Below are 22,578 nucleotides of genomic sequence, written 5' to 3' on the forward strand. Positions count from 1 at the left end.
TGTTTCGACAATTATAAGGAGATTTAGTTTAATTCTCTTATCAAAAACTTTGCCGTATAACTTTTTTTATCTTTAATAATTTGCTCAGGTGTTCCTTTAGCGACTAATTGTCCGCCACCTTTACCGCCTTCATAGCCTATATCTATGATATAGTCAACGGTTTTGATGACGTCTAAATTGTGCTCAATAATTAATACAGTATTGCCTTTGTCAGCAAGCTTATTTAATACTTTCATCAAAACATTAATATCCTCAAAGTGAAGACCAGTCGTTGGTTCATCTAGAATATAGAAAGTGTTTCCTGTATCTCTTTTACTTAACTCTGTTGCTAACTTTATACGTTGCGCTTCTCCACCAGATAATGTTGTGCTTTGCTGTCCTAATGTAATGTATCCTAAGCCAACATCCTTGATAGTTTTTAGTTTTCTATAAATTTTCGGAATATGCTCAAAGAAATTTACAGCGTCTTCAATAGTCATGTTTAATACATCACTAATAGATTTTCCTTTATATCGTATTTCTAATGTTTCACGATTAAAGCGTTTGCCTTGACAAGTTTCACACTCTACATAAACATCAGGTAAGAAGTTCATTTCTATAACTTTAAGACCTCCTCCTTGACAAGTTTCGCAGCGTCCACCAGCAACATTAAAACTAAAACGGCCAGGCTTATAACCGCGTATCATTGCTTCTGGTATTTTTGAAAACAAGCTTCTAATTTCGCTAAAAACACCAGTATATGTTGCAGGATTACTTCGAGGTGTTCTACCAATAGGTGATTGGTTTATATCGATGACTTTATCAATATGTTCTAGTCCTTTTATGCTTTTATATGGCATTGGTTTTTTTACACCATTAAAATAGTGTGCATTAAGAATAGGATAGAGCGTCTCATTAATTAAAGTCGATTTTCCACTTCCAGAAACACCTGTAACACCAATCATTTTACCTAATGGAAACTCTACATCTACATTCTTAAGATTATTACCTGTACAGCCTTTAAGCACTAATTTTTTGCCATTACCTTTTCTGCGCTTTTTAGGTATGGCAATTTCTTTTTGTCCATTAAGATAATCCGCAGTAAGCGTGTCATGCTTTAATAATTCTTTAGGTGTGCCTTCACTGATTATTTCTCCGCCATGCTTTCCTGCAAAAGGACCAATATCAATAACATGGTCAGCGCGTTCAATCATGTCTTTATCATGCTCTACAACAATAACCGAATTACCAACATCGCGAAGTGATACTAAAGAGTTAATGAGTTTTTCGTTATCACGTTGATGTAAACCTATACTTGGTTCATCTAAAATATAGAGAACACCTACAAGCTGAGAGCCTATTTGCGTTGCTAAACGAATGCGTTGTGCTTCTCCACCAGATAGAGACTTAGAACTTCTATTAAGTGATAAATATGTTAATCCTACATCTAATAAAAATTTAACACGACTCTTTATTTCCTTAATAATCTCAGCAGAAATTTTCTGTTGTTTGTTTGAAAGTCTCTCAGTAAGATTTTTTAACCATTCGTCAAGTTCAATAATATCCATCTTCACCAAATCGGCTATACTTTTATTATCAACCTTAAAATACAGCGATTCTTTTCTTAGTCTTGAACCATTACAAGTTGGGCATTCTACTTTGTCCATGTATTCTTTAGCCCAACGAACTAAAGATGTAGAGTTAGACTTATGCTGACTTTCTATGAAGTTAGCAACACCTTCAAAATCGATGTTATAATCTCTGGCGACACCTAGTAATTTGCTCTCTACAGTAAATTTGTCTTTACCACCGTACAAAATAACCTGCTTAGCTTCTTCAGGAATGTCTTTCCAAGCATCACTCAAAGAAAAATTATAACGCTGTGCAATAGTATCGAACTGTTTAAAAATCCAACTTTTTTTCTGAGGACCATGAGGTGCTAAGGCACCATTTTTTATAGATAATGACTCATCAGGAACCAATTTTGTGTCATTAACTACATATAATTCTCCAATACCATTACATTTTTGACATGCGCCTTTAGGCGAATTAAATGAAAAGTTATTTGGTTCTGGATTAGGATAAGAAATTCCAGATGAAGGACACATTAAGTTGCGACTAAAAAAGCGAGGCTCGTTTGTCTCTTGGTCAATAACCATGAGAACATCTTCGCCATGATACATAGCTGTATAGATAGATTCCATCAAGCGCTTTTCATTATCTTGTGTGTTATCTATTTTTAAACGGTCTATAACTATTTCTATATCGTGCGTCTTATAACGGTCGAGCTTCATTCCTTTTTCAAGGTCCACTATCTCTCCATCGGTACGTACTTTTATAAAACCTTGTTTTGCAATTTGCTCAAAAAGCTCTCGATAGTGCCCTTTACGAGAACGTATCACTGGTGCTAGGATATTAATACGTTTATCTTTAAAAGATTCAAGTATTAAATCTTTGATTTGCTCATCACTGTAACTAACCATTTTGTCTCCGGTCTCGTAGCTATATGCATCAGCAGCCCTAGCAAAAAGTAATCGAAGAAAATCATAAATTTCTGTAATTGTACCAACTGTAGAGCGTGGGGATTTACTAGTTGTTTTTTGTTCTATGGCAATCACTGGAGAAAGCCCATCAATTTTATCGACATCTGGACGCTCTAAATTTCCTAAAAATTGACGTGCATATGCAGAAAATGTTTCAATATAACGACGTTGACCTTCAGCATAAATCGTATCAAAAGCTAAAGACGATTTACCACTACCAGATAGGCCAGTTATTACAACTAATTTTTCTCTGGGAATAGTAACATCAATATTTTTTAGGTTGTGAACACGAGCACCTTTTACTTCAATAGAATCGTCGGATGTTGTCATAAATTAGTTAATCTGAATCGTAAACTGGCAAAGTTGCAAAGGTACAATTTTTAGTTGTTAATTTAGTACTAAGGTTTGCTTGAGAATTATTATAATTGTGTTAGAAATTTAAACGAAATACTATGAAATTATTAGGAATAGGCTCAAGAATTAATCACCCAGAATATGGTAAAGGTGTTGTTACTAATGTGACATCTCAGCATTATTGGGTAACTTTTATAGATAATGGCTTGGAGACTTTGGATTTAGATGACAATTTTAAAGTTATAGAAACAGCTGAAGATGATGTGGATACAGTAAGTTTTTATGAAATAGAGAAGAGCTTAAGAGATATTTTAAAGAAATGGTCTGATGTTTCTGAAATTGTCTCTATTGGTGATAAATGGAAAGGTGGAAAGCTAATTATGCAACCAGGTGATGAGAATTTAAAATCTAGTGAATTACCTATTGATAAATTTTTTCATAAAATTACAATGGTTCGTGACAGATTACGTGTTATGGAGCAGAAGATAAATAGTAGCAAAAACCTAGATGAGCAAGAAAAGATAGATTTACAACAGTACATTACTCGGAGTTATGGTAGCTTAACCAGTTTTAATGTATTGTTTAAATTGAAGAGCCAGCAATTTAAAGGGCAGTCTTCAAAATAATTAATGATTCTTCTGAAAACAAAACCGCCGAAGTATTTAGCTTCGGCGGTTTTGTTTTATATATTCAAAGAATTTATTCTACAATAAGTTTTCTAGTAACATTTTTATCACCATCATTAACTTTCATGATATAAATACCAGTACTTACAGTATTGAGATTGATTTGTTTATCAAATCTTGACGTTGAACCGTAATTTTTATTATATACAAGTTTCCCCGATATGTCATAAACACTAACATCTATATCTTTACCAGAACTAGAGTTAAATTGTAACGTAAAATCTCCTTTACTAGGATTAGGGAATAACGCAAAATCATTTAATTCAAAATCGTTATCCCCTAGTACGGCTTCGGTTATGCCTGAGCAGACAGTTATAGTTACTGAGTCTATTGTACCATTATTTGCTGCAACAGTATCTGTAATGAAAAATACCCATTGACCATTAGAATTTTGGCCATCTATTGCTGATAGTGGTTCTGCTGGCATTGCTGAACCACCAGTGTTTATTGCTGAACAATTTAAAGTAGAAGCTTCATCATCAAATGTGATATTTGAGTTTGCAGTACCACCACAACTACCGTTAATCAACTCTTGTAAACCAGCTGTATCTTCTGGACCTCTAATGCCATGAAAAATTTCGCCATTATTTGGATGAGTCATATTAACTGTAACATCTACATCAGTAATAACTTCAGAATCATTTATAGTTAGACCATATCCAGTATAATTTGTTGTGCTAAAAGGAATTGTTTGATTTATATTAAACGTATAATCAGTACATGTTTCATTATTAACTATGGTATAATTACCAATAGCGAAAAACGATTTATTTATAGCAAAATAAATATTACCCACTGCTTCAACTTTGATTCTGCAATCGCCTGAGGTTACTCCGGAAGGAAAAGTAATTGTTTCAGACCCATCATTACTTGTATTTGCAGCTAAAGTCGTATTAAAATTTAATCCACCATCAGTAGAAAGCAAAATATTTACTTGTGATGTATTAATGCCATTAGCTGTGGTACCGGCAACATCCCATTCTACAGTTGTTGATGAATTTTCTGCAAAAACAACTGGCGTAGACTGTGTAGTGACTTGAAAAGGACCTGTATTTACAACGGTAACTACCATATCACTTCTATTGGTCTGACCACCATTGGGAGATTGATTGTCTCTAACAGTTAGTGCAAAATTCATAGTACGTGCTACATTTGGTATCACTTCCCATTGAGGCGTAAGATTATCAGCAAGTATATCACTTAATTGTGGAAATGTTCTATCTCCTGTAGATTGAGATGGTCTAGATCTGAACATAGGTCCACTTGCATCAGTAGGAGAAGGTTGACCTGCACCTATAATTGCTCCATTGTCTACTTGTTCCCAGTTGTAAGAAATCGTACCTCCATCTGGATCACTTCCTGTACCTGTTAATGTAAATGCTGTTCCAAAAGGAATAGTATAATTAGCTCCAGCATTTGCTGTAGGTGCTAGATTACTATTTGCTGTATTTACAGAACAGGTTGGAAAACCTGCATAAGCACCTGTGGCGGTTATTCTCTCGTACATTTCATCAATACTTATAGCGTTAAAATGGTCATCACTATTAGATTGAATATTGTCACCAGCACAAATCCCAGCATATGCCATAATAGTTGAACCACTTCCTGGTTCTACAGAGGTGGCTGCAGTTCTGTTTCCACCTGCACAATTCCCTTGGCTTCCATTAAACGTATGTCTAGCACCAAAATGATGCCCAATCTCATGTGCAACAAAGTCTACATCATATGGGTCACCTACAGGGCTTGGTAAGCCAGTAACAGCTCTTGCTTTATTATTACCAAAACCACCAGTTCCATCAGTACAAATTCCTCCTAGAGAAGCAACACCACCGCCTCCAGTTGAGAATACATGACCAACATCATAATTTGCAGTACCAATATTTGAATCTATAATTGATTGATTTTGATTTAGCATGGTAAAACCATCATTATTTGTATAACCATCATTTTCTGCAAGAAAAATTATGCTAGTATTATCTACCAACACCATTGTTGCAGATAAGTCTCTTTCATATAGGCCATTAACTCTAGTCATAGTTACATTCATTGCTGCTAATACAGTTGCTCTCCTTTCAGCATCAGTGGTTTCTATTTGAGGAGAAGCATCTATATGAAAATTTGAATATTCTTGAGTTGATGCTAATGCGAAACGAAATGTTCTTAGCATTTGGTCATTTGCATTTCTTTGAGTGTTAACATTTAAATCTCTTTCATTAGTCCTAGAATCTATCTCTTCAATTAATTGACAACCTATGCGGTCTATATCCGAATATAAATTTTCTTTAGCATACAATATGTATGTGTTTAAGTCTGAAGTATAAGGGTCTATGTAATAGGTTTTTCCAATGGTGTAGATAGAAGCGTGGAAACCAAATACTGTTGTACTAAAGCGCATAGTTGTACCTGGGTTATCTATATTAATACCAACATAAGATTGAATTTCTGGATGTTTTGCAGCAAACTCAGGTTCCATAATTGAAGCTTCATAAATCTGATAGCGTTCCATATCTCCATTAGCATTAGGAAATTTTACAAAAAGGTCAGATGCTTCATTTGAATTTCTACTGATAGCGTTGCTTAAAGAATTTCTAATACCTTCAAAATTTAGGTTATAAACATCAAATTTTGAGGGTGTAGAATTTCGTTCAACCAATTGGTCTTGCTTAATTCTATTTGTGTTAGTTTTTGACCAAAACGATTTTTCTTGCGAAAAGCCTATTAATGGTAGAATTAAAAGTAATAAGTAAATCTTTTTCATAAGAATTAATTTTTAGAATTATAAATTTACAAGATTTTTGGATAATTACTTAATAAATCATAATGTAAGTTATAAGGTTTTAATATCTGTTAGTTCTAACCCTAGAAATAATAGCTTATGAAAAGTGGGTAATTGTGCTCCAGTCTTGGTAATTGTCCAATCATTCCAGGAAGCTTCAAGTCCACTTATAGGAAGAATATCTACCCACATTTTATAACCAGTTGGTTTTCCACTTTCATTAAAAAGCCATAAGTATGAATCTCCTGGTGTACTTCCGCCTGAGATATAAGTTACTAAAAGTGCTTCTTTACTATCTCCAGTTTTGACCAATTGTCGCTCTGCACCTTTATCAAAAACTTTGTAAGGGGCTACTAACCAAAAAGAATCGTTGTTAAAATAGGCTAGTGCCTTATCAACATATTTTTGTTTTTCAATGCCCCTATATTCTTGATTTATGATATACACTTTAGAGTCATCAAGTTGTTTAAATTTCAGCATCACTTTAAAGTCTTTCCATGTGACCTCACAACTATCTACTGATTTATACCATTTGTAGCTATGTTGACCCTTAAAAGTCCACTCTATATAATCGGTATTTTTATAAGCTTCATAATCGAGTGCGTTAAGCATTTTTGTTGCTAATTGGTCGGCTTGGACCCCAGCTTTTCCATTTGGTAATTCTTCGTCATATTTCAGATAGATATAACCAAAAAAGAGAAGCGTTGGTAATGTTATAAAAATGACTAATCCACCTATGAATTTTAATATTCTGAATAGTTTTTGCTTTAGTGTAAGCTTACCGAATGGTTTTATTTTTTTAAATCTAAACACGATGTATTTTTTAAACTTTAAAATTATAATATTAAATCATTTAGAATCCAATTGCTGTATCATCACCACGCTTGTCGGCACCACCTTCTAGTTTACCGTTTTCTAAAATTAAGATACCGTCAACTTTTCCTATTACTGGTGTGCGCTTTTCATTAATAATATAACCTTTGGTTTTTAGCTGATTTTTTAAATCATCACTAAAAGAATTTGGTTCCATTCGTATCTCGTCGGGTAACCACTGGTTATGAAACCTTGGCGCATTTACAGCTTCTTGCATAGTCATGTTAAACTCATGAACATTTAAAATTGTTTGCAAAACTGATGTTATAATTGTAGAACCTCCAGGCGTACCAAGTGTCATAAATAATTCGCCATCTTTTTCTACTATAGTAGGCGTCATAGAGCTTAGCATCCTTTTTTCTGGCGCAATACTATTGGCTTCAGCACCGATAAGTCCATAGTAATTTGGTTCACCTGGTTTAGAACTAAAATCGTCCATCTCGTTATTAAGAAAAAAACCTAACTCATTTGCGTATACTTTTGAACCATAACCGCCATTAAGAGTTGTGGTCACAGCAATGGCATTGCCAAATTGATCCACGATGGAGTAATGTGTGGTTTCTTCACTTTCATAACCAATAATTTTTCCATGAGAAATTGAGTCAACAGCAGTTGCAACTACAAACGAAAAATCATTCATACGTTCATCTAAATACACACTACTTGTTAATGTTTCAATAGGAATATCTACAAAATCAGGATCACCAAGGTAATAACTACGGTCTGCGTATGCTCGTTTTTCTGCTTCTACTAATACCTGAATTGTTTTTAAAGAATTATGTCCATAACCACTTAAATCAAAATCTTCAACCATTGTCATAATTTGATTCAAACATACGCCACCGGAAGATGGAGGTGACATTGATGTTATAGTTAAATCATCATATTGAAATTGTATAGGTGTTCGCCATTTTGCTTCATATTTAGCTAAATCTTCAAGAGTAATAATACTTCCTTTGTCTTGAAGAAAATCTACTAGTACCTTAGCAGTTTCGCCTTTATAGAATTCGTCTCTACCGTTAGTTGCAATTCGCTTTAGGGTATTGGCTAAAGACGTATTCTGAATTTTGTTTCCGGCTTTTAAAGAGCTGTTAAAAGGTATTTCTTTATTATTAACGGCTTTAAAAATACTGTCGTAACTAGTAAATCGTTCTTCTTGTTGTTTGGTAATAGAAAAACCATTATTAGCCAAATCGATAACAGGCTGTAGTATTGTTTTTACATCGAGTTTACCAAAACGTTCTTGCGCTTTAAAAATTCCTGCAATAGTACCTGGAACTCCAATAGCTAGGGGACCAACAGTACTTTTATTTTTAATGACATTACCATCCTTATCTAAGTACATATCTTTTGTTGCTTCCAAAGGCGCTTTTTCACGATAGTCTAAGGCGCCAATTTCTCCGTCCGCAAGTCTGTAAACTAAAAATCCGCCGCCTCCTAAATTACCAGCATATGGGTAAGTTACAGCAAGCGCCATTTCTGTAGCCATCATGGCATCAAAAGCATTCCCACCAAGCTCTAAGATTTGAGAGCCTATTTTGGAGGCCTCCTCACGCGCACTCACTACCATTGCTTGGTCAGTAACTAGTCCACGGTTATTATCAATGTTTTTAATCTTTTTTGATGCTTCTTGACAATTAAAAAATAACAACAATAGTATTAAAAAGGATAGGTTTCTCATAGATTATATTCTTTTTCTAAAGCAATTCGCTTAGTGTTAGTTGCTTCGGTTAAATCTTTAAAAAATTGCGTAAAATCATTTTCAAATGCTTTGTAATAAAGCTTAAGTTCTTTAGTAGCTTCATTCATTTTAGAGCGGCCTCTAGTACGTCGATTCATGCCGTCTAAAACTTTTTGAATACCTTCTACTGATGCGTAACTTAACAGCCAATTATCGGCAATCATATATGGTGATAATTTTTTAAATCTTTCAGGAAGAATTTCAAAGTTCTCATTAAGATTGCTATAAAAATTTTGTATAAAATCTTCTATTGGTATATCGGAATACTCTTTCCAATTTTTTGCTAAAAAATGATCATAGAATATGTCTACGATAACTCCACTGTAATGCCCATAAGCCTTGTGCAATCGTTTTGTACTTTGCCTAAATGTTTCATGACTATCAGTGTAAGAATCAATAAAACGATGCAAAACTATACCGGCTTGCATAGCTTCAGGGTATTTAGAAAAACGCTTTCCTCTTATACCGTCAGCTGCAAAGTTGCCAATAGTAAGTAATTTGTTATTGCCAGAAAGGTAAATGTGGGCCAAAAAGTTCATTGCTCGAATTTACAAATTCATACTCACAAAATGCCATTAACTAATTATATTTGCGTAAAACATAAAATACATGACATTAATAAAATCTATATCAGGAATTAGAGGCACAATTGGTGGAAAAGTTGAAGATAATTTAACACCTATTGATGCTGTGAAATTTGCGGCAGCATACGGAACATGGCTTAAGCAACAACGTAATAAGGATAACTATCGTGTTGTTGTTGGACGAGATGCTAGGATTTCTGGAGAAATGATACAGAGTTTAGTTATGAATACTTTAGTGGGTATGGGAATTCATGTTATAGACTTAGGTTTGTCAACAACGCCTACTGTTGAAGTAGCTGTGCCTATGGAACATGCAGATGGCGGTATTATACTTACTGCAAGTCACAACCCTAAACAATGGAATGCATTAAAACTATTAAATGCTAAAGGTGAATTTTTGAACGGTATTGAAGGAAAAAAAATATTAGATATTGCAGAATCATCAAATATGACTTTTGCAGAAGTTGATGATTTGGGAAAGATTACTAAAAATGACGCTTATATTGATTTGCATATTGATGAAGTTTTAGATTTGCCATTGGTGAATAAAGATGCGATTGAAGCTGCAAATTTTAAAGTTGTAGTAGATGGTGTTAACTCAACAGGCGGCATTGCCATTCCTTTGTTATTAGAGCGTTTAGGCGTAGAACCTGTTAAGTTATATTGTAATCCAACCGGGCACTTTCCACATAATCCAGAACCTTTAAAAGAACATTTAGGAGATTTGGCTAAATCTGTTGTAGATAACCATGCAGATTTTGGAATTGTTGTAGATCCAGATGTTGATCGCTTGGCTTTTATGGATGAGAAAGGTGAGATGTTTGGTGAGGAATATACTTTAGTAGCTTGTGCAGATTATGTGTTGAGCAAAACACCGGGAAATACAGTTAGTAATATGAGCTCTACTAGAGCCTTACGCGATGTTACTGTTAAGCACGGCGGTAATTATGAAGCGAGCGCCGTTGGAGAAGTTAATGTTGTAGAACTAATGAAAAAGAATAATGCTATAATAGGTGGAGAAGGTAATGGCGGTATTATATTTCCAGAATCACATTATGGACGTGACGCTTTAGTTGGTGTCGCTTTATTTTTAAGCTTATTAGCTGAAAAAAGAATTAGAGTAAGTGAACTTAGAGCCTCATATCCAAATTACTTTATGAGCAAAAAGAAAATACAACTAACACCAGACTTGGATGTTGATGGTATTTTGAAAACTATGCAAACTAACTACAGTCATGAGAATTTAACGACTATTGATGGTGTAAAAATAGATTTTGCAAACAGTTGGGTGCATTTAAGAAAGAGTAATACTGAACCAATTATTAGAATATATACTGAAGCACCTTCTCAAAATGAAGCCGATATACTTGCTGATAGAATAATTGGTGAGATTAAAGCCATTGCTAATATTTAGTACTTTTGCAATGAAACAATTATTAGTTTAATAATGATATCAACACCAATCTCTCAGTCAAAAACAGAATTAGAAGTTTACTTCGATAAATTCCGTGAGCATATTATTGGTCATGACCAAACGTTTCATTCGCCTTATGGTGAACAAAAAATAATTTATACAGATTGGACCGCTTCGGGTCGTTTGTATAGACCTATAGAGGAGAAGTTGCTTAATGACTTTGGACCTTTTGTTGCTAATACGCATACCGAGACTACTGTTTCTGGTACAGCAATGACCAAAGCATATCATAAAGCTAAAACTATTATAAAAGAGCACGTCAATTGTAATGAAGATGATGTGCTTATTGTTTCAGGTAATGGAATGACGGGTGTTGTTAATAAATTTCAACGTATTCTAGGATTAAAAGTGCCTGAAAACTTAAGGGATTATACTAATATACCTGAAGAGATGCGCCCAATAGTATTTGTGTCTCATATGGAACATCATTCTAATCAAACCTCATGGTTAGAAACGATGGCTAAAGTAGAGGTTATTCCCCCAGGAGACGATGGGTTGTTCAGTCTAGAAAACTTAGAAAGCCTTCTTGAAAAGCATAAAGATTGTACCATTAAAATTGCATCGGTAATTGCGGGTTCTAATGTTACAGGTATACAAACACCGTATCATGACATTGCAAAATTGATGCATAAAAATGGAGGTGTGTGTTTTGTAGATTTTGCGTGTTCTGCACCTTATGTAGAAATAAATATGCATCCTGAAGATGAAGATGAACGTTTAGATGCTATTTTCTTTTCACCACATAAGTTTTTGGGTGGTCCAGGTACTTCAGGAGTATTGGTTTTTAGTAAAAAATTATATAAAAATATGGTGCCTGATTGTCCAGGAGGTGGTACTGTAAGTTGGACAAACCCATGGGGAGAACATAAATATATAGATAATATTGAAGAGCGAGAAGATGGCGGTACACCAGGCTTTCTTCAAACTATAAAAACCGCACTTTCTATTAATCTAAAAGAGCAAATGGGTGTCTCTAATATTTTGAAACGTGAGCACGAATTAGTTGACATTATTTTTAAACGTCTAGAACCTATAAAAAATATAAACATCCTTGCAGGACAACATAAAGATAGGCTAGGTGTTATTTCGTTTTATATAGATGATTTGCATTACAATTTAGGTGTTAAATTACTTAATGATAAATTTGGTATTCAAACCCGAGGCGGCTGTAGTTGTGCTGGTACCTATGGGCATTTTTTATTGCATGTGGATCAGAAAACATCCAAGGAATTAACAGACGAAATAACTATTGGAGATTTAGTACGCAAGCCAGGTTGGTTGCGGATGTCTATTCATCCGACTACAACAAACCAAGAAATTGAATTTGTTTGCGATAGTATTATTCAATTAGCCCAATACCATGAAAAATGGGCTTTAGATTACGAGTATTCGAGATGTAATAACGAGTTTGTTCACAAATCTCAAATCGATAGACCCTGTAATGTTACGCCAGTAGACGACTGGTTTAATTTAGATTAAAACTCATCTACTTCAATTCTGAAGGAACTTTATCTCTATGCTTCCAACGTTTATGTGTCCATAAATAATATTCTGGTTTTGTCTTTATTTGAGCTTCTAAAAAATGATTAAATTTTTTAGTGATAGCATATTTTTCTTCTTCCTTTGGTCTCTCTGAAATTATCTTAATCTCAGCTTCATAATAACCACGTTTAACTTTTTCGATTTGTGCAAAACCAACAGGGAAATCATTAGTTTTAGCTGTTAATTCTGCTCCAATGAAACATGGTACATTTATGCCCATAAACTCTAACCAGTGATTACTAGGTTTTAATTTTGGAGATTGATCACTTAAAAAAGCAATCATTCTTGGGTCATTTTTTTCCTTGATTTGTTTAATGCGGTCTACAGTATTTTTTGTGTCTACTAGTTCGGTATTGAATTTTCCTCTTACTTTCTTTGCAAGTCTATCAAAATAGGGGTTAGCTATCTTCTTATAAATACCAAGCCCTGCAATGTCAATGTGAGATTGTATAACGGTAGACCACTCGTAACTTGCATAATGACCATACATTAAAACCACACTTGTGTTATGAGAGGTGAGACGTTTAAGGTTTTCTGGATTTTTAATTATAAATCGCTTGTCTAATTCTTTTTTAGAAACAGTAAGGGTTTTTATCATTTCCAAGAATAAATCACATAAGTGGCTGTAAAATTTTGAACAAATGGTTTCAATTTCCTTTTTACTTTTTTCTGGAAAAACAAGTCTAAGATTAGCTTTTACTACCTTTTTGCGATATTTAAAAATTCTGAAAATAAGGAAGTAAAACACATCAGACAAAGCATAAAGTAAGCGAAATGGCAAAATAGAAATTAGCCATAGTACTGGGTATATTATGATGTAAGCGAGTAGTTGCATTTACTTCAGTTATAAAGTACAAATATATTTATATTTGAAGTTTAATAGGAAGTATATGCTCAATTTAAGTTTAGTAACCATAATAATTATAGCAGCTAACGTCATCATCTCACTTAAAGGTTTAGACGATCGCTCTTTTTTTGAACGGTATAAGTTTAATGTTGGCAGTATAAGACGTAATGAACATGAGCGCATGTTTACGTCAGGTTTTCTGCATGCGGATACAATGCATTTACTGTTTAATATGTTTACGCTGTATTTTTTTGCTGAAGCTGTTATACGGCCATTGGGCAGTTTCAATTTTGTAATTATTTACATTGCTAGTTTGCTCTTTGGTAGTTTATTGTCACTTTATCTTCATAAAGAAGAATATTGGTATAGCGCAATAGGAGCGAGTGGTGCAGTTACAGGGATACTATACGCTGCAATACTTTTAGACCCAGATATGAGTCTATATATGTTTTTTGTACCAGTGCCTATTCCAGGATATGTTTTTGGGATTGGTTATTTGTTATATTCCATCTACGGAATGAAGAAAAGAATTGGTAATATTGGTCATGATGCCCATTTTGGAGGCGCTATAGGCGGTTATTTTATTACACTATTACTTAAACCATCTTTATTAGAAACAGATTTAACTTATGTAGCGCTTTTAGCAGTACCTATTGTTATTTTGTTCGTAATGTATAAGACTGGTAAACTCTCTTGATTTCTCGTAATGAACACGTTGAAATTTATTATAAAAAACTCAAAAAAATTGTTGCGTTCTTTAATACTAAAAGTTACATTTGCATCCGCAATTTTAAGGAACGTTCTTAATTTATTGTATTGGAGAGGTGCCAGAGTGGTAATGGAGCAGATTGCTAATCTGTCAACGCGTAAGTGTTGCCCGGGTTCGAATCCCGGTCTCTCCGCAGAATTGAAATGATAACCGTTTTTCGGGGTGTAGCGTAGCCCGGTTATCGCGCCGCGTTTGGGACGCGGAGGTCGCAGGTTCGAATCCTGCCACCCCGACTAATCAAGGTTTAGAGTTTTTGTAGAAAGCTTGCTTTCTTAAGAAAATGAATAACTTTAATAGCAATTAAAGCCTCGCTTTAATTTGCAACAACAACGTTCAGGATTACCAAATGAAGTTTAGTAATCCATAAGATTTTGAGTATATCGAATGTTGCCCGCCCACCAGCTGGCCCTTTCGTTAAAAATGTCTACAAGACATTTTTAAACACTTAGTCCGGTCGCGTAGCTCAGCTGGATAGAGCATCTGCCTTCTAAGCAGACGGTCACAGGTTCGAATCCTGTCGCGATCACATAAGCCCTTGCTAGTAATAGCAGGGGTTTTTTGTTTAACAGATTATTCTAACGATAACAACGTTAAGCTTTATGGCAAACCAAAATTACTCTCTCCTCGTCAGTGCAAGTGGTAAAAAACAAATAAATATTTCCTCCGTCTTTAATTTTAAGCTTTTTTCTAATATCCCCAACTGATATAGGGAAATTACGCATGGTAACATTCGCTTTTGTGATTTTTTCTTTTGAAAATACTCTTTTATTAAAGGGTAATATTTTTTTAATTAGAAATCGCCTTCCTGGAAAATCTATAAGTTCTTTTGATGTATATAGATGAGAGTGTTTATGGAGCTTGTAGACATTTAAACTGCAAATTGAATTAAATGCACCAGCTTTTAAAACAGATGCGTTGGGTTCATATAAATAATCAAGAGGAGAATTGTAGCTAACATTTGCGTCTGATTCATCTTCATATTTGAAATCAAAGATTTGTGCATTGCCTTTTTGAAGATTAACCGTTTTTACTTCTACGGCGTCTTTATAACCTCTTTCTAAAACCCAAAGTAATTCTTTAACCTCGTTATTTATAGCCACTATATGAATCGTTTTTACATGTTCTAATTGATGAAGTGTTGCTGTAATATCAAGTAATGGCGATGTTTTGATCATTACATTTTTGGAATATTTCAAAAACAAATTTTGGAATGTTATTACATTAGGAGTACAGTCCGAAAGTAGAAACACTTTGTTTTTTACAACATCACGCCTAGAAGGGTCAACATATATCCAATCAAAAGGTTTATCTATGCGTTTTAAGGCATCAATTCCGTTTTCATTAATGCATATAATGTTCTTAATATTTAAGACATTAAAATTGTGCGTTACAATTTCTGATAGGTTAGGATTTATTTCGCAATGAGTGACATTATTAATACTTCTTGAAAAGTAATAACTGTCAATTCCAAAACCACCAGTTAAATCAATAAGAGAGTCTCCTTTAACCAAATTAGACTTATATGCCGCAGTTTTTTCAGAAGATGTCTGCGCTATGTTTAGCTTGTTTGGAAAATATATGCCTTGGGTGTTGTACCAAGTTGGTAATTTTTTTTCACTTCGTTTTTTGGCTTCAATTTGTTCTATTATTGCTTTTGTTTCAACGCCAGAAAAAGAGATCCCTTTTAAAAGGAGCCTAGATATATCTTGCTTAAGATTAGTATTGATATAATCTTGAACGTCTGTATTTAAAATTGAAGCATTCAAAAGGGTTACAAGTCTTTTGTGAGTTTTTTGACCACTTTATATTCCGACAGAAATTCTTTTAGAATAACCTTTATGGCTGTATATGTTGGTACGGCGATTATCATACCAACTATTCCAAACAAAATTCCAGCTATAATAATTATCAAGAAGATTTCTAACGGATGAGATTTTACACTCTTTGAAAAAATAATAGGTTGACTTAAAAAATTATCTATCAATTGCGCAATGACAAAACCTATCATGACATAGGTCGTTTTTGGCAGTATAACATCACTGAAGCTCTGCCCCAAATTACTTGACATGCTTAGTAAAACCATTAAAAAAGCACTGACTAATGGCCCAACATAAGGTATAAGGTTTAGTAATGCACATAAAAAAGCAATCACTACAGCGTTATCAATACCAAAAATTAATAAAACAATAGTATAGATTATAAATAAGATTAAAATCTGAAAAATTAAGCCTACAAAATACCGAGATAATAAGTCTTTTATTTTATTAAAAGAACGTTTGGTTCTCATTTCATTGCCCTTAGGAACAAATGTCATAATTCCATCTTCAAATAGTTTACTGTCTTTTAAAAAGAAAAACATAATAAACAATACTGAAAACAAACCTATGCTAAAGCTTCCAAGTCCACTTACAACCTTATTCAGATAATCTGGAATAAGCGAAAAATCAATTTTTGAGAAAAGACCAGAATCTTTAATGGATTGTTCTACATCAATATTATTAAACTCAAAATAATCAACCATTTGATTATACAAATCCTGGACATTCTCCTCAAGAGACGTTGTATTTAGGAGTGCTAATTTTTGCCCTTGCTCAGCGACTAGAGGTATAAATAAGCCAACTAATCCTATTAACAAGCCTATAAACAGTATCATTGTTACCACTACTGCTACAGTATTATTAAATTTAAGTTTTCGTCTTAAAAAAAGCACTAAAGGTCTTCCAATAAGCGATATTACAGCCGCTACTGCGATATATATAATTACTGATTGTATCTGGTATAAAAAGTATAAAACTAGAGCCACAGCAATTAAAATACCGATTGCTCTTAAAATACCGTTTGCTATAGTTTTTGAATTCATTGGTTGGTTTTATTCAAAGATGCTGAAATAATTTCAGCATGGCAAATACTAAAGATTGGTATTTGCTCTAATGATTGTTGTTTTGAAGTTGTTTAATCAGTTCATATAATGCAATTGAAGTTGCTTGTACAACATTCATACTCGTATTTTCACCAAACATATTTATATGCACTGTAGCATCAGTAAGTTTTAAAACCGCTTCTGAAATGCCAAAATTTTCATTGCCAACAATTAATGCAACGGGTCGATTTGTATTTAATTCATAGTCATTTAATCGTATGCTAGTATCAGTAATTTCTAATGCTATGACAAAATAATTTTTTCTTTTTAAATCAGAAATAACTGCTAGAATATCTGTTTCAATTCTGTGAGGCACATACTTTTCTGTAGACCGAGATGTCTTCTTTATCCGTTTGCCTAGCTGAACATTATCCCCACAAAAGATAAGTTCTTCAACGCCTAATGCATCCGACACCCTAAACAAGCTCCCGATGTTTGGGGCATTGGTTACACCATCACAAATTAAAGTGATTGGAAATTTTTGTTTTTTAAATGTTGAGTTGTAGTGGTTGAGTTGCAAGTCAGTGTTTTAAAAACATGTTTAGAAAATAACATTATCCATTTCCACACAGAAATATGAAAGGTGAACAGGAGTAGTGCAATCTTTTTTATGAATACTTACTCCTTTAGCACCATAAGTATGCCAGTTGATAGTATCCATAGATTGAAATACAAAGGCAAATACAAGAATAAAGGCCACTATCTTAAAGCGTAATGAAAATTTATTTGATTTTATTTTTTTTCTCATTTCTGAAGTCGTTTTTTTTAATTTATAAACACATACTTCATAATATTGGCGCCCATTTTTAGTGCTTTTAGTCTTACGTCTTCAGGGTCATTATGCACCTCTTGATCTTCCCAACCATCACCTAAATCACTTTCAAAAGTAAAGAGTAATAATAATCTATCTTCATGAAAAAGACCTAGAGCTTGAGGCGCTTTGCCATCATGTTCATGGACTTTTGGTAAACCATTTGGAAAATTATATACCGAATTGAAAATGGGGTGCGTTTTTGGAATTTCTAATAATTCTTTATTTGGAAATACTTTTTTGAGCTCCTTTGTGATGTAAGGTTCCATCCCATAGTTATCATCAATATGAAGGAAACCACCAGATAGTAAATATGTCCTTAGGTTTTCGGCATCATCTTCGCTAAAAAAAACATTACCATGTCCAGTCATATGCAAAAAAGGGTATTGAAAAATATCAATACTACCAACTTCTACATTAACTATGGTTTCATTGATATTTGTAGAAATATTATCGTTACAGAATTTTACCAAATTAGGTAACGCAGTTGGATTACTATACCAATCACCACCACCACTATATTTTAATACAGCGACATCTTGGGCATTAGTAATACTTACTGTTAAACCTATCATAATAGTTGTAGAAAGCGTAAGCATTTTATTTTTAAGCGTACTAAATCTCATATGTTCAAATTTAAAAAAGAATGTTTATGAAATCTACAGTCTTAACATTATTTATAATTCCGTTTTTATTAGGAGCTACATTTCAATCTGAAGATGAAATTATTTTAAAGGAAAATCCAATTGTTTTAGAGCTTTTTACTTCTCAAGGTTGCTCTAGTTGCCCGCCTGCGGATGAGTTATTAAAACAAGTAAAATCAGATAATGTTATTGCACTATCGTATCATGTAGACTACTGGAATTATATAGGATGGAAAGACCCTTTTAGTAAGGAAGAGTTTACAAATAAACAACGTGAATATGGGTCTAAATTTTATAGCAGTTCAATATATACACCTCAGTTGGTAGTTAATGGAAGAGAGCATTTTGTAGGTTCTAATAGACGAAAATTAAAGCAAAAAATTGCTCAATATTCAAAGCAAATATCTAAGAGTAATATAGACTTATCTAAGGTAAAGAAAGAGGATGCGATTGTCAGTTTTGATTATAAGATTGAAGGTTTGCAATCTGATGATAACCTTAGAGTTGTGTTAGTAATTGATGAAAGAAAAACATCTGTAAAACGTGGAGAGAATAGAAATAGAGAATTGGTAAACAGCAATATAGTTGTTGCTGAACAGAAGTTTAAAATTGAAAATACACTAGGTAAGGGCTCAATAATAATTCCTGAAATAGTTGAAGAAAAAGACAATTTATCGCTGGTGCTTATATTAGAAAATAACGAGTTAGATATTAATGCGGCAACACAAGTAAAATTATAATAATTATTCATTAGCATAAGCTACTGAATGGCAAGCCACAATAGCTGCGGTTTCTGTACGTAAACGTGTTTCCCCCAACATTACCGGTGCAAAACCGACAGCTATTGCAGTTTCAATTTCTTTTGTGCTAAAATCGCCCTCTGGTCCAATTAAAATAGTGATATCAGAATTTGGTTTAATCTCAGATTTTAGAGATTTACGCTCGCTGTCTTCACAATGGGCAATAAAACGCTGTCCAGAGATATCTTGCTTTATAAACGCTTTAAAAGGAATTAAGGGGCGCAATTCTGGTAAATAGAATTGTAAAGATTGTTTCATAGCCGATTGTATAATCTTTTCAAAACGTTCTGTTTTTATAACCTTTCTTTCGCTATGGTCACATAAAATAGGAGTGATGCTATCGATGCCAATCTCTGTTGCTTTTTCTAAAAACCACTCAAAACGGTCATTCATTTTTGTTGGAGCTACAGCAACATGAAGCTTATAATCCCTTTTTTCAAGGTGTTTTTTTGAAATAATTTTGGCTGAGCAATACTTTTGATTAATGGTGGTTAATTCGGAAGTAAATAACCAGCCTTTTCCATTTGTAATCTGTAATGTGTCTCCAATGTTTTTGCGAAGCACTTTTGTTATATGTCGACTTTCATCTTTTTCAAAATAAAAGATGTCATCATTTTCGGATACATTGGGATTATAGAAAAGCTGCATTATTTATGTTCAGTAAGTTTTAGTACAGTAATCTCTTCAATGTTTTGATTGTCTTGTGTTTTCATTATAATATAATGTTTTTTCTCACGGTGCTCATCAAAGCTAAAAACTTGCCCAACACGTTTATCAGCAATAGCTTTTTCAAATCGCTTAGAAAAGGTTCCTTTTTTTATCCACCCTAAATCACCACCAGTTTTTGCAGTTGGGTGTGAAGAATAAACACGAGCAAGATTTTCGAATTTATGTTCTTTATTCCGTATGCCTTTCAATATAAATGAGCGCAAAGAGTTAATCTCAGCAATAGAAGTTTTATTACTATCAAATAGCATAATACTTGCTTTGTAATGCGACGAGGGTTTTTTATCAATTAACTTATATATCGTTTTTCCGTTTTCAGATTTAACAACCTTTTTTCCACCTTTTGATAACTCAAAAAGTTCTGTTGCCAATTTGGTTTTGTGCTTTTCTTTATTGAAAGTTATAAGTTTTCCTTTAGTTTCATTTTTATGAGATTTCAAAAAGGTCTTAGCTTCTTCTTTTGTAGTAATACTATCAATAGAAGCTTCAAACTTTGCTTGAGAAAAACATGTATATGATGTAATAAAAAAGAGAATTAGTTTTAATTTCATTGGTAAATTTAAATTAAATTTTAGTTTGCAAACAACGATTTCCAAGGAATCACAAAAGGTAAAACAATAACCCATACAAGAAAAAATGAAGCCATACCTTTTGGGTAAGAAGCACCATTAATTATAGCAGGTAATGCAACTACTAAAAGCCATGAGCCTTTATATATTAGTTGCATAATAAGTACTGGCGAAAAGTTTTCAGGCTTAAACAAACCAAAAACTGATAAAACAGAAATACTTAGCCAAAGTGCACCTATGAGTCTTATGTATTCAGAATTGCCATATATAGTTTCAAAAATAGAATTCGCTGCAGTTTTTGGATAGAATAGAGATGTTATACCAATCCATCCAGCGACAATAATGTTTGCAACATATACTATCTTAAGACCCATAATATGACTTGTTTTTAAAATTTTTGATTGTACTTATAGTTATGTTTATAATAAATAGAAATTGCGCTATTAAGACTAATGAAGTTAAGAAAACAATTGCACTATTGAGTTTACTATAACTTTCATAGGGTTGAAAGTTTTTTTTCAGAATGAATTCTATGATAAAATACACAAATATTGCCCCTATGGTAAGGAACATATGCGCTCTTGTAAGAATTGTGTTGAGCTTAACTTTTGCTAAATCTATAAGTAAATAAAGGATACCGATTAATGCATAGAAGCCACACAGAATCACAGTCACATCTCTATGTGCCGAGACAAAGTAAGTATCACGTATATTGATATCAAATGATGAGCTTACCAATTTAGAATATCTCAAGTACCGTATGCAGAATATTAATAACGCTACAAGCCAGAAACAAAAATATGGTCTTTTATATAAACGCTTCATCTTAAATCTTCAATCTAGCCGTGGCCATAACATCAAAATCAGAAAAATCTTTTTCCAAATATTTTAAATAACCAACAATGGCAATCATAGCTGCATTGTCAGTAGTATACTCAAATTTAGGGATATATGTTGTCCAACCGTGTTTTTGTTCTGCGCCTTTAAGTGCATGACGTATACCAGAATTTGCCGAAACACCGCCACCAATGGCAATATGTGTGATACCTGTTTGCTTTACAGCCGCCTTTAGTTTATCCATAAGTATCCCAATAATTGTGTATTGTATAGAGGCACATATATCTGCTAAGTTTTCTTTTATAAAATCAGGATTGTTTTTTGTCTCTCTCTGAACAAAATATAGGATGCCTGTTTTAAGTCCCGAAAAGCTAAAGTTTAAACCATCTACTTTAGGTTTGGTAAATTGATAGGCTTTTGGATTTCCTGTTTGTGCTAACTTATCAATTTCTGGTCCAGCCGGATATCCTAGTCCAAGAATTTTTCCACTTTTATCAAAAGCTTCACCAACAGCATCATCAATGGTTTCTCCAATAACCGCCATATCAAAGTAGCTGTTAACCTTTACAATCTGTGTATGCCCACCAGAAATAGTCATTGCCAAAAACGGAAAAGGCGGTTTTGAATAACCATTTTCTTCTATAAAATGAGCCAGAATATGGCCTTGCATATGATTGACATCTATTAAAGGAATATCTAAGCCATATGCTAATGACTTTGCAAAAGAGGTACCAACTAACAGAGAACCCATTAAACCTGGACCACGAGTAAACGCAATAGCATGAAGTTGATCTTTAGCAATATTAGCTTGTTTAAGGGCTTGGTCAACTACAGGAACGATATTAGATTGGTGTGCTCTTGAAGCCAATTCTGGTACAACTCCACCATATTCTGCATGAATCTTTTGACTTGCCACAACATTGCTTAAAATTTTGTCGTTACAAAGTACAGCAGCTGATGTGTCGTCGCATGAAGATTCTATTCCTAGAATGTATATATTTTCTTTGCTCATTAATTATGATTAGGCACAATAATTGTTAATTTTGAAATACATAGTCCAAAACCTTAAACAATATCGTATAATCAAGTGCAAATATAAAGGT

The 22,578-nt window shown here is 33.5% G+C and carries 19 protein-coding genes and 3 tRNA genes; 8 read left to right on the plus strand and 14 right to left on the minus strand.

Translation table 11 applies throughout. From position 1 onward, the window contains the following. Positions 1–23: 23 nt before the first annotated feature. The gene (uvrA, locus tag IEV10_RS08260) at positions 24–2,852 is read right to left on the minus strand and encodes an excinuclease ABC subunit UvrA (RefSeq protein ID WP_188374246.1); all 2,829 of its coding nucleotides are present in this window, start codon (positions 2,850–2,852) and stop codon (positions 24–26) included. A 122-nt stretch (positions 2,853–2,974) separates the two neighbouring features. Here uvrA and IEV10_RS08265 point away from each other — a divergent pair, with 122 nt between their 5' ends. Continuing rightward, positions 2,975–3,502: a DUF8685 domain-containing protein gene (locus IEV10_RS08265; protein ID WP_188374247.1), complete on the plus strand. Its 528-nt coding sequence runs from the start codon at positions 2,975–2,977 to the stop codon at positions 3,500–3,502. 73 nt (positions 3,503–3,575) lie between these two features. Here IEV10_RS08265 and IEV10_RS08270 read toward each other — a convergent pair whose 3' ends face one another. The 4 genes from IEV10_RS08270 to IEV10_RS08285 all read right to left on the minus strand — a co-directional run bounded on the left by IEV10_RS08270 (position 3,576) and on the right by IEV10_RS08285 (position 9,491). Continuing rightward, complete coding sequence (locus tag IEV10_RS08270) at positions 3,576–6,320, minus strand: zinc-dependent metalloprotease (RefSeq protein WP_188374248.1); 2,745 nt, start codon at positions 6,318–6,320, stop codon at positions 3,576–3,578. A 69-nt stretch (positions 6,321–6,389) separates the two neighbouring features. Beyond that, positions 6,390–7,151 carry a hypothetical protein gene (locus tag IEV10_RS08275; protein WP_229719664.1) on the minus strand — a complete coding sequence of 254 codons (762 nt, stop codon included), beginning with the start codon at positions 7,149–7,151 and terminating at the stop codon, positions 6,390–6,392. A gap of 40 nt (positions 7,152–7,191) precedes the next feature. After that, entirely contained in the window at positions 7,192–8,892 is a 1,701-nt protein-coding gene (ggt, locus tag IEV10_RS08280) for a gamma-glutamyltransferase (RefSeq protein ID WP_188374249.1), read from the minus strand. Next, positions 8,889–9,491 (minus strand): acyl carrier protein phosphodiesterase, encoded by a 603-nt coding sequence (locus IEV10_RS08285; protein ID WP_188374250.1) that lies wholly within the window; start codon positions 9,489–9,491, stop codon positions 8,889–8,891. The genes ggt and IEV10_RS08285 overlap by 4 nt, the downstream gene beginning before the upstream one ends. 70 nt (positions 9,492–9,561) lie before the next feature. On the opposite strand from IEV10_RS08285, the gene glmM reads away from it, so the two are divergent. After that, positions 9,562–10,950: a phosphoglucosamine mutase gene (glmM, locus tag IEV10_RS08290; protein WP_188374251.1), complete on the plus strand. Its 1,389-nt coding sequence runs from the start codon at positions 9,562–9,564 to the stop codon at positions 10,948–10,950. A gap of 33 nt (positions 10,951–10,983) precedes the next feature. Beyond that, the gene (locus tag IEV10_RS08295; protein ID WP_188374252.1) at positions 10,984–12,489 is read left to right on the plus strand and encodes an aminotransferase class V-fold PLP-dependent enzyme; all 1,506 of its coding nucleotides are present in this window, start codon (positions 10,984–10,986) and stop codon (positions 12,487–12,489) included. Between the two features lie 7 nt (positions 12,490–12,496). Here IEV10_RS08295 and IEV10_RS08300 read toward each other — a convergent pair whose 3' ends face one another. Then, positions 12,497–13,387 carry a lysophospholipid acyltransferase family protein gene (locus tag IEV10_RS08300; protein WP_188374253.1) on the minus strand — a complete coding sequence of 297 codons (891 nt, stop codon included), beginning with the start codon at positions 13,385–13,387 and terminating at the stop codon, positions 12,497–12,499. A 55-nt stretch (positions 13,388–13,442) separates the two neighbouring features. Between IEV10_RS08300 and IEV10_RS08305 the strand changes: the two genes are divergently transcribed. From IEV10_RS08305 to IEV10_RS08320, 4 genes are all read left to right on the plus strand, one after another. Then, entirely contained in the window at positions 13,443–14,096 is a 654-nt protein-coding gene (locus IEV10_RS08305; protein ID WP_188374254.1) for a rhomboid family intramembrane serine protease, read from the plus strand. A gap of 121 nt (positions 14,097–14,217) precedes the next feature. After that, positions 14,218–14,301, plus strand: a tRNA-Ser gene (locus tag IEV10_RS08310). 25 nt (positions 14,302–14,326) lie between these two features. Then, positions 14,327–14,401: transfer RNA gene (locus IEV10_RS08315), tRNA-Pro, on the plus strand. Positions 14,402–14,620: 219 nt separating this feature from the next. After that, positions 14,621–14,694, plus strand: a tRNA-Arg gene (locus tag IEV10_RS08320). Positions 14,695–14,758: 64 nt separating this feature from the next. On the opposite strand, the gene IEV10_RS08325 is transcribed toward IEV10_RS08320, so the two are convergent. From IEV10_RS08325 to IEV10_RS08340, 4 genes are all read right to left on the minus strand, one after another. Continuing rightward, positions 14,759–15,934 (minus strand): THUMP-like domain-containing protein, encoded by a 1,176-nt coding sequence (locus IEV10_RS08325; RefSeq protein ID WP_188374255.1) that lies wholly within the window; start codon positions 15,932–15,934, stop codon positions 14,759–14,761. Positions 15,935–15,939: 5 nt separating this feature from the next. Further along, positions 15,940–17,028, minus strand: coding sequence for an AI-2E family transporter (locus IEV10_RS08330; RefSeq protein ID WP_188374256.1), 1,089 nt, complete (start codon positions 17,026–17,028; stop codon positions 15,940–15,942). A 67-nt stretch (positions 17,029–17,095) separates the two neighbouring features. Continuing rightward, positions 17,096–17,608 carry a TrmH family RNA methyltransferase gene (locus tag IEV10_RS08335; RefSeq protein WP_188374257.1) on the minus strand — a complete coding sequence of 171 codons (513 nt, stop codon included), beginning with the start codon at positions 17,606–17,608 and terminating at the stop codon, positions 17,096–17,098. 245 nt (positions 17,609–17,853) lie between these two features. Further along, the gene (locus IEV10_RS08340) at positions 17,854–18,474 is read right to left on the minus strand and encodes a DUF4159 domain-containing protein (RefSeq protein WP_371862936.1); all 621 of its coding nucleotides are present in this window, start codon (positions 18,472–18,474) and stop codon (positions 17,854–17,856) included. Between the two features lie 77 nt (positions 18,475–18,551). Between IEV10_RS08340 and IEV10_RS08345 the strand changes: the two genes are divergently transcribed. Further along, the gene (locus tag IEV10_RS08345) at positions 18,552–19,283 is read left to right on the plus strand and encodes a DUF1223 domain-containing protein (RefSeq protein WP_188374259.1); all 732 of its coding nucleotides are present in this window, start codon (positions 18,552–18,554) and stop codon (positions 19,281–19,283) included. A 3-nt stretch (positions 19,284–19,286) separates the two neighbouring features. On the opposite strand, the gene IEV10_RS08350 is transcribed toward IEV10_RS08345, so the two are convergent. The 4 genes from IEV10_RS08350 to tsaD form a co-directional block, all read right to left on the minus strand. Continuing rightward, positions 19,287–19,991: a 16S rRNA (uracil(1498)-N(3))-methyltransferase gene (locus IEV10_RS08350; RefSeq protein WP_188374260.1), complete on the minus strand. Its 705-nt coding sequence runs from the start codon at positions 19,989–19,991 to the stop codon at positions 19,287–19,289. Beyond that, positions 19,991–20,620: a peptidylprolyl isomerase gene (locus tag IEV10_RS08355; protein ID WP_188374261.1), complete on the minus strand. Its 630-nt coding sequence runs from the start codon at positions 20,618–20,620 to the stop codon at positions 19,991–19,993. Before IEV10_RS08355 ends, IEV10_RS08350 begins: the two co-directional genes overlap by 1 nt. Before the next feature lie 20 nt (positions 20,621–20,640). Then, a complete protein-coding gene (locus IEV10_RS08360) occupies positions 20,641–21,012 on the minus strand; it encodes a hypothetical protein (protein WP_188374262.1) in 372 nt (123 codons plus the stop codon). A 452-nt stretch (positions 21,013–21,464) separates the two neighbouring features. Further along, on the minus strand, positions 21,465–22,487 hold the full coding sequence (gene tsaD / locus IEV10_RS08365) for a tRNA (adenosine(37)-N6)-threonylcarbamoyltransferase complex transferase subunit TsaD (protein WP_188374263.1): 1,023 nt from the start codon (positions 22,485–22,487) through the stop codon (positions 21,465–21,467). Positions 22,488–22,578: the final 91 nt, after the last annotated feature.

It is taken from the genome of Winogradskyella haliclonae (genome assembly GCF_014635865.1).
In the GTDB taxonomy this organism is placed as follows: Bacteria; Bacteroidota; Bacteroidia; order Flavobacteriales; family Flavobacteriaceae; genus Winogradskyella; species Winogradskyella haliclonae.

Bases quoted from the DNA above. Each gene is read 5' to 3' on its own strand.
- IEV10_RS08305 (WP_188374254.1), top strand. From the start codon at position 13,443: ATGCTCAATTTAAGTTTAGTAACCATAATAATTATAGCAGCTAACGTC.
- IEV10_RS08345 (WP_188374259.1), top strand. From the start codon at position 18,552: ATGAAATCTACAGTCTTAACATTATTTATAATTCCGTTTTTATTAGGA.
- IEV10_RS08355 (WP_188374261.1), bottom strand. From the start codon at position 20,620: ATGAAATTAAAACTAATTCTCTTTTTTATTACATCATATACATGTTTT.
- IEV10_RS08285 (WP_188374250.1), bottom strand. From the start codon at position 9,491: ATGAACTTTTTGGCCCACATTTACCTTTCTGGCAATAACAAATTACTT.
- IEV10_RS08340 (WP_371862936.1), bottom strand. From the start codon at position 18,474: ATGATAGGTTTAACAGTAAGTATTACTAATGCCCAAGATGTCGCTGTA.
- glmM (WP_188374251.1), top strand. From the start codon at position 9,562: ATGACATTAATAAAATCTATATCAGGAATTAGAGGCACAATTGGTGGA.
- IEV10_RS08300 (WP_188374253.1), bottom strand. From the start codon at position 13,387: ATGCAACTACTCGCTTACATCATAATATACCCAGTACTATGGCTAATT.
- IEV10_RS08360 (WP_188374262.1), bottom strand. From the start codon at position 21,012: ATGGGTCTTAAGATAGTATATGTTGCAAACATTATTGTCGCTGGATGG.
- IEV10_RS08270 (WP_188374248.1), bottom strand. From the start codon at position 6,320: ATGAAAAAGATTTACTTATTACTTTTAATTCTACCATTAATAGGCTTT.
- ggt (WP_188374249.1), bottom strand. From the start codon at position 8,892: ATGAGAAACCTATCCTTTTTAATACTATTGTTGTTATTTTTTAATTGT.
- IEV10_RS08295 (WP_188374252.1), top strand. From the start codon at position 10,984: ATGATATCAACACCAATCTCTCAGTCAAAAACAGAATTAGAAGTTTAC.
- IEV10_RS08350 (WP_188374260.1), bottom strand. From the start codon at position 19,991: ATGCAGCTTTTCTATAATCCCAATGTATCCGAAAATGATGACATCTTT.
- tsaD (WP_188374263.1), bottom strand. From the start codon at position 22,487: ATGAGCAAAGAAAATATATACATTCTAGGAATAGAATCTTCATGCGAC.
- uvrA (WP_188374246.1), bottom strand. From the start codon at position 2,852: ATGACAACATCCGACGATTCTATTGAAGTAAAAGGTGCTCGTGTTCAC.
- IEV10_RS08265 (WP_188374247.1), top strand. From the start codon at position 2,975: ATGAAATTATTAGGAATAGGCTCAAGAATTAATCACCCAGAATATGGT.
- IEV10_RS08330 (WP_188374256.1), bottom strand. From the start codon at position 17,028: ATGAATTCAAAAACTATAGCAAACGGTATTTTAAGAGCAATCGGTATT.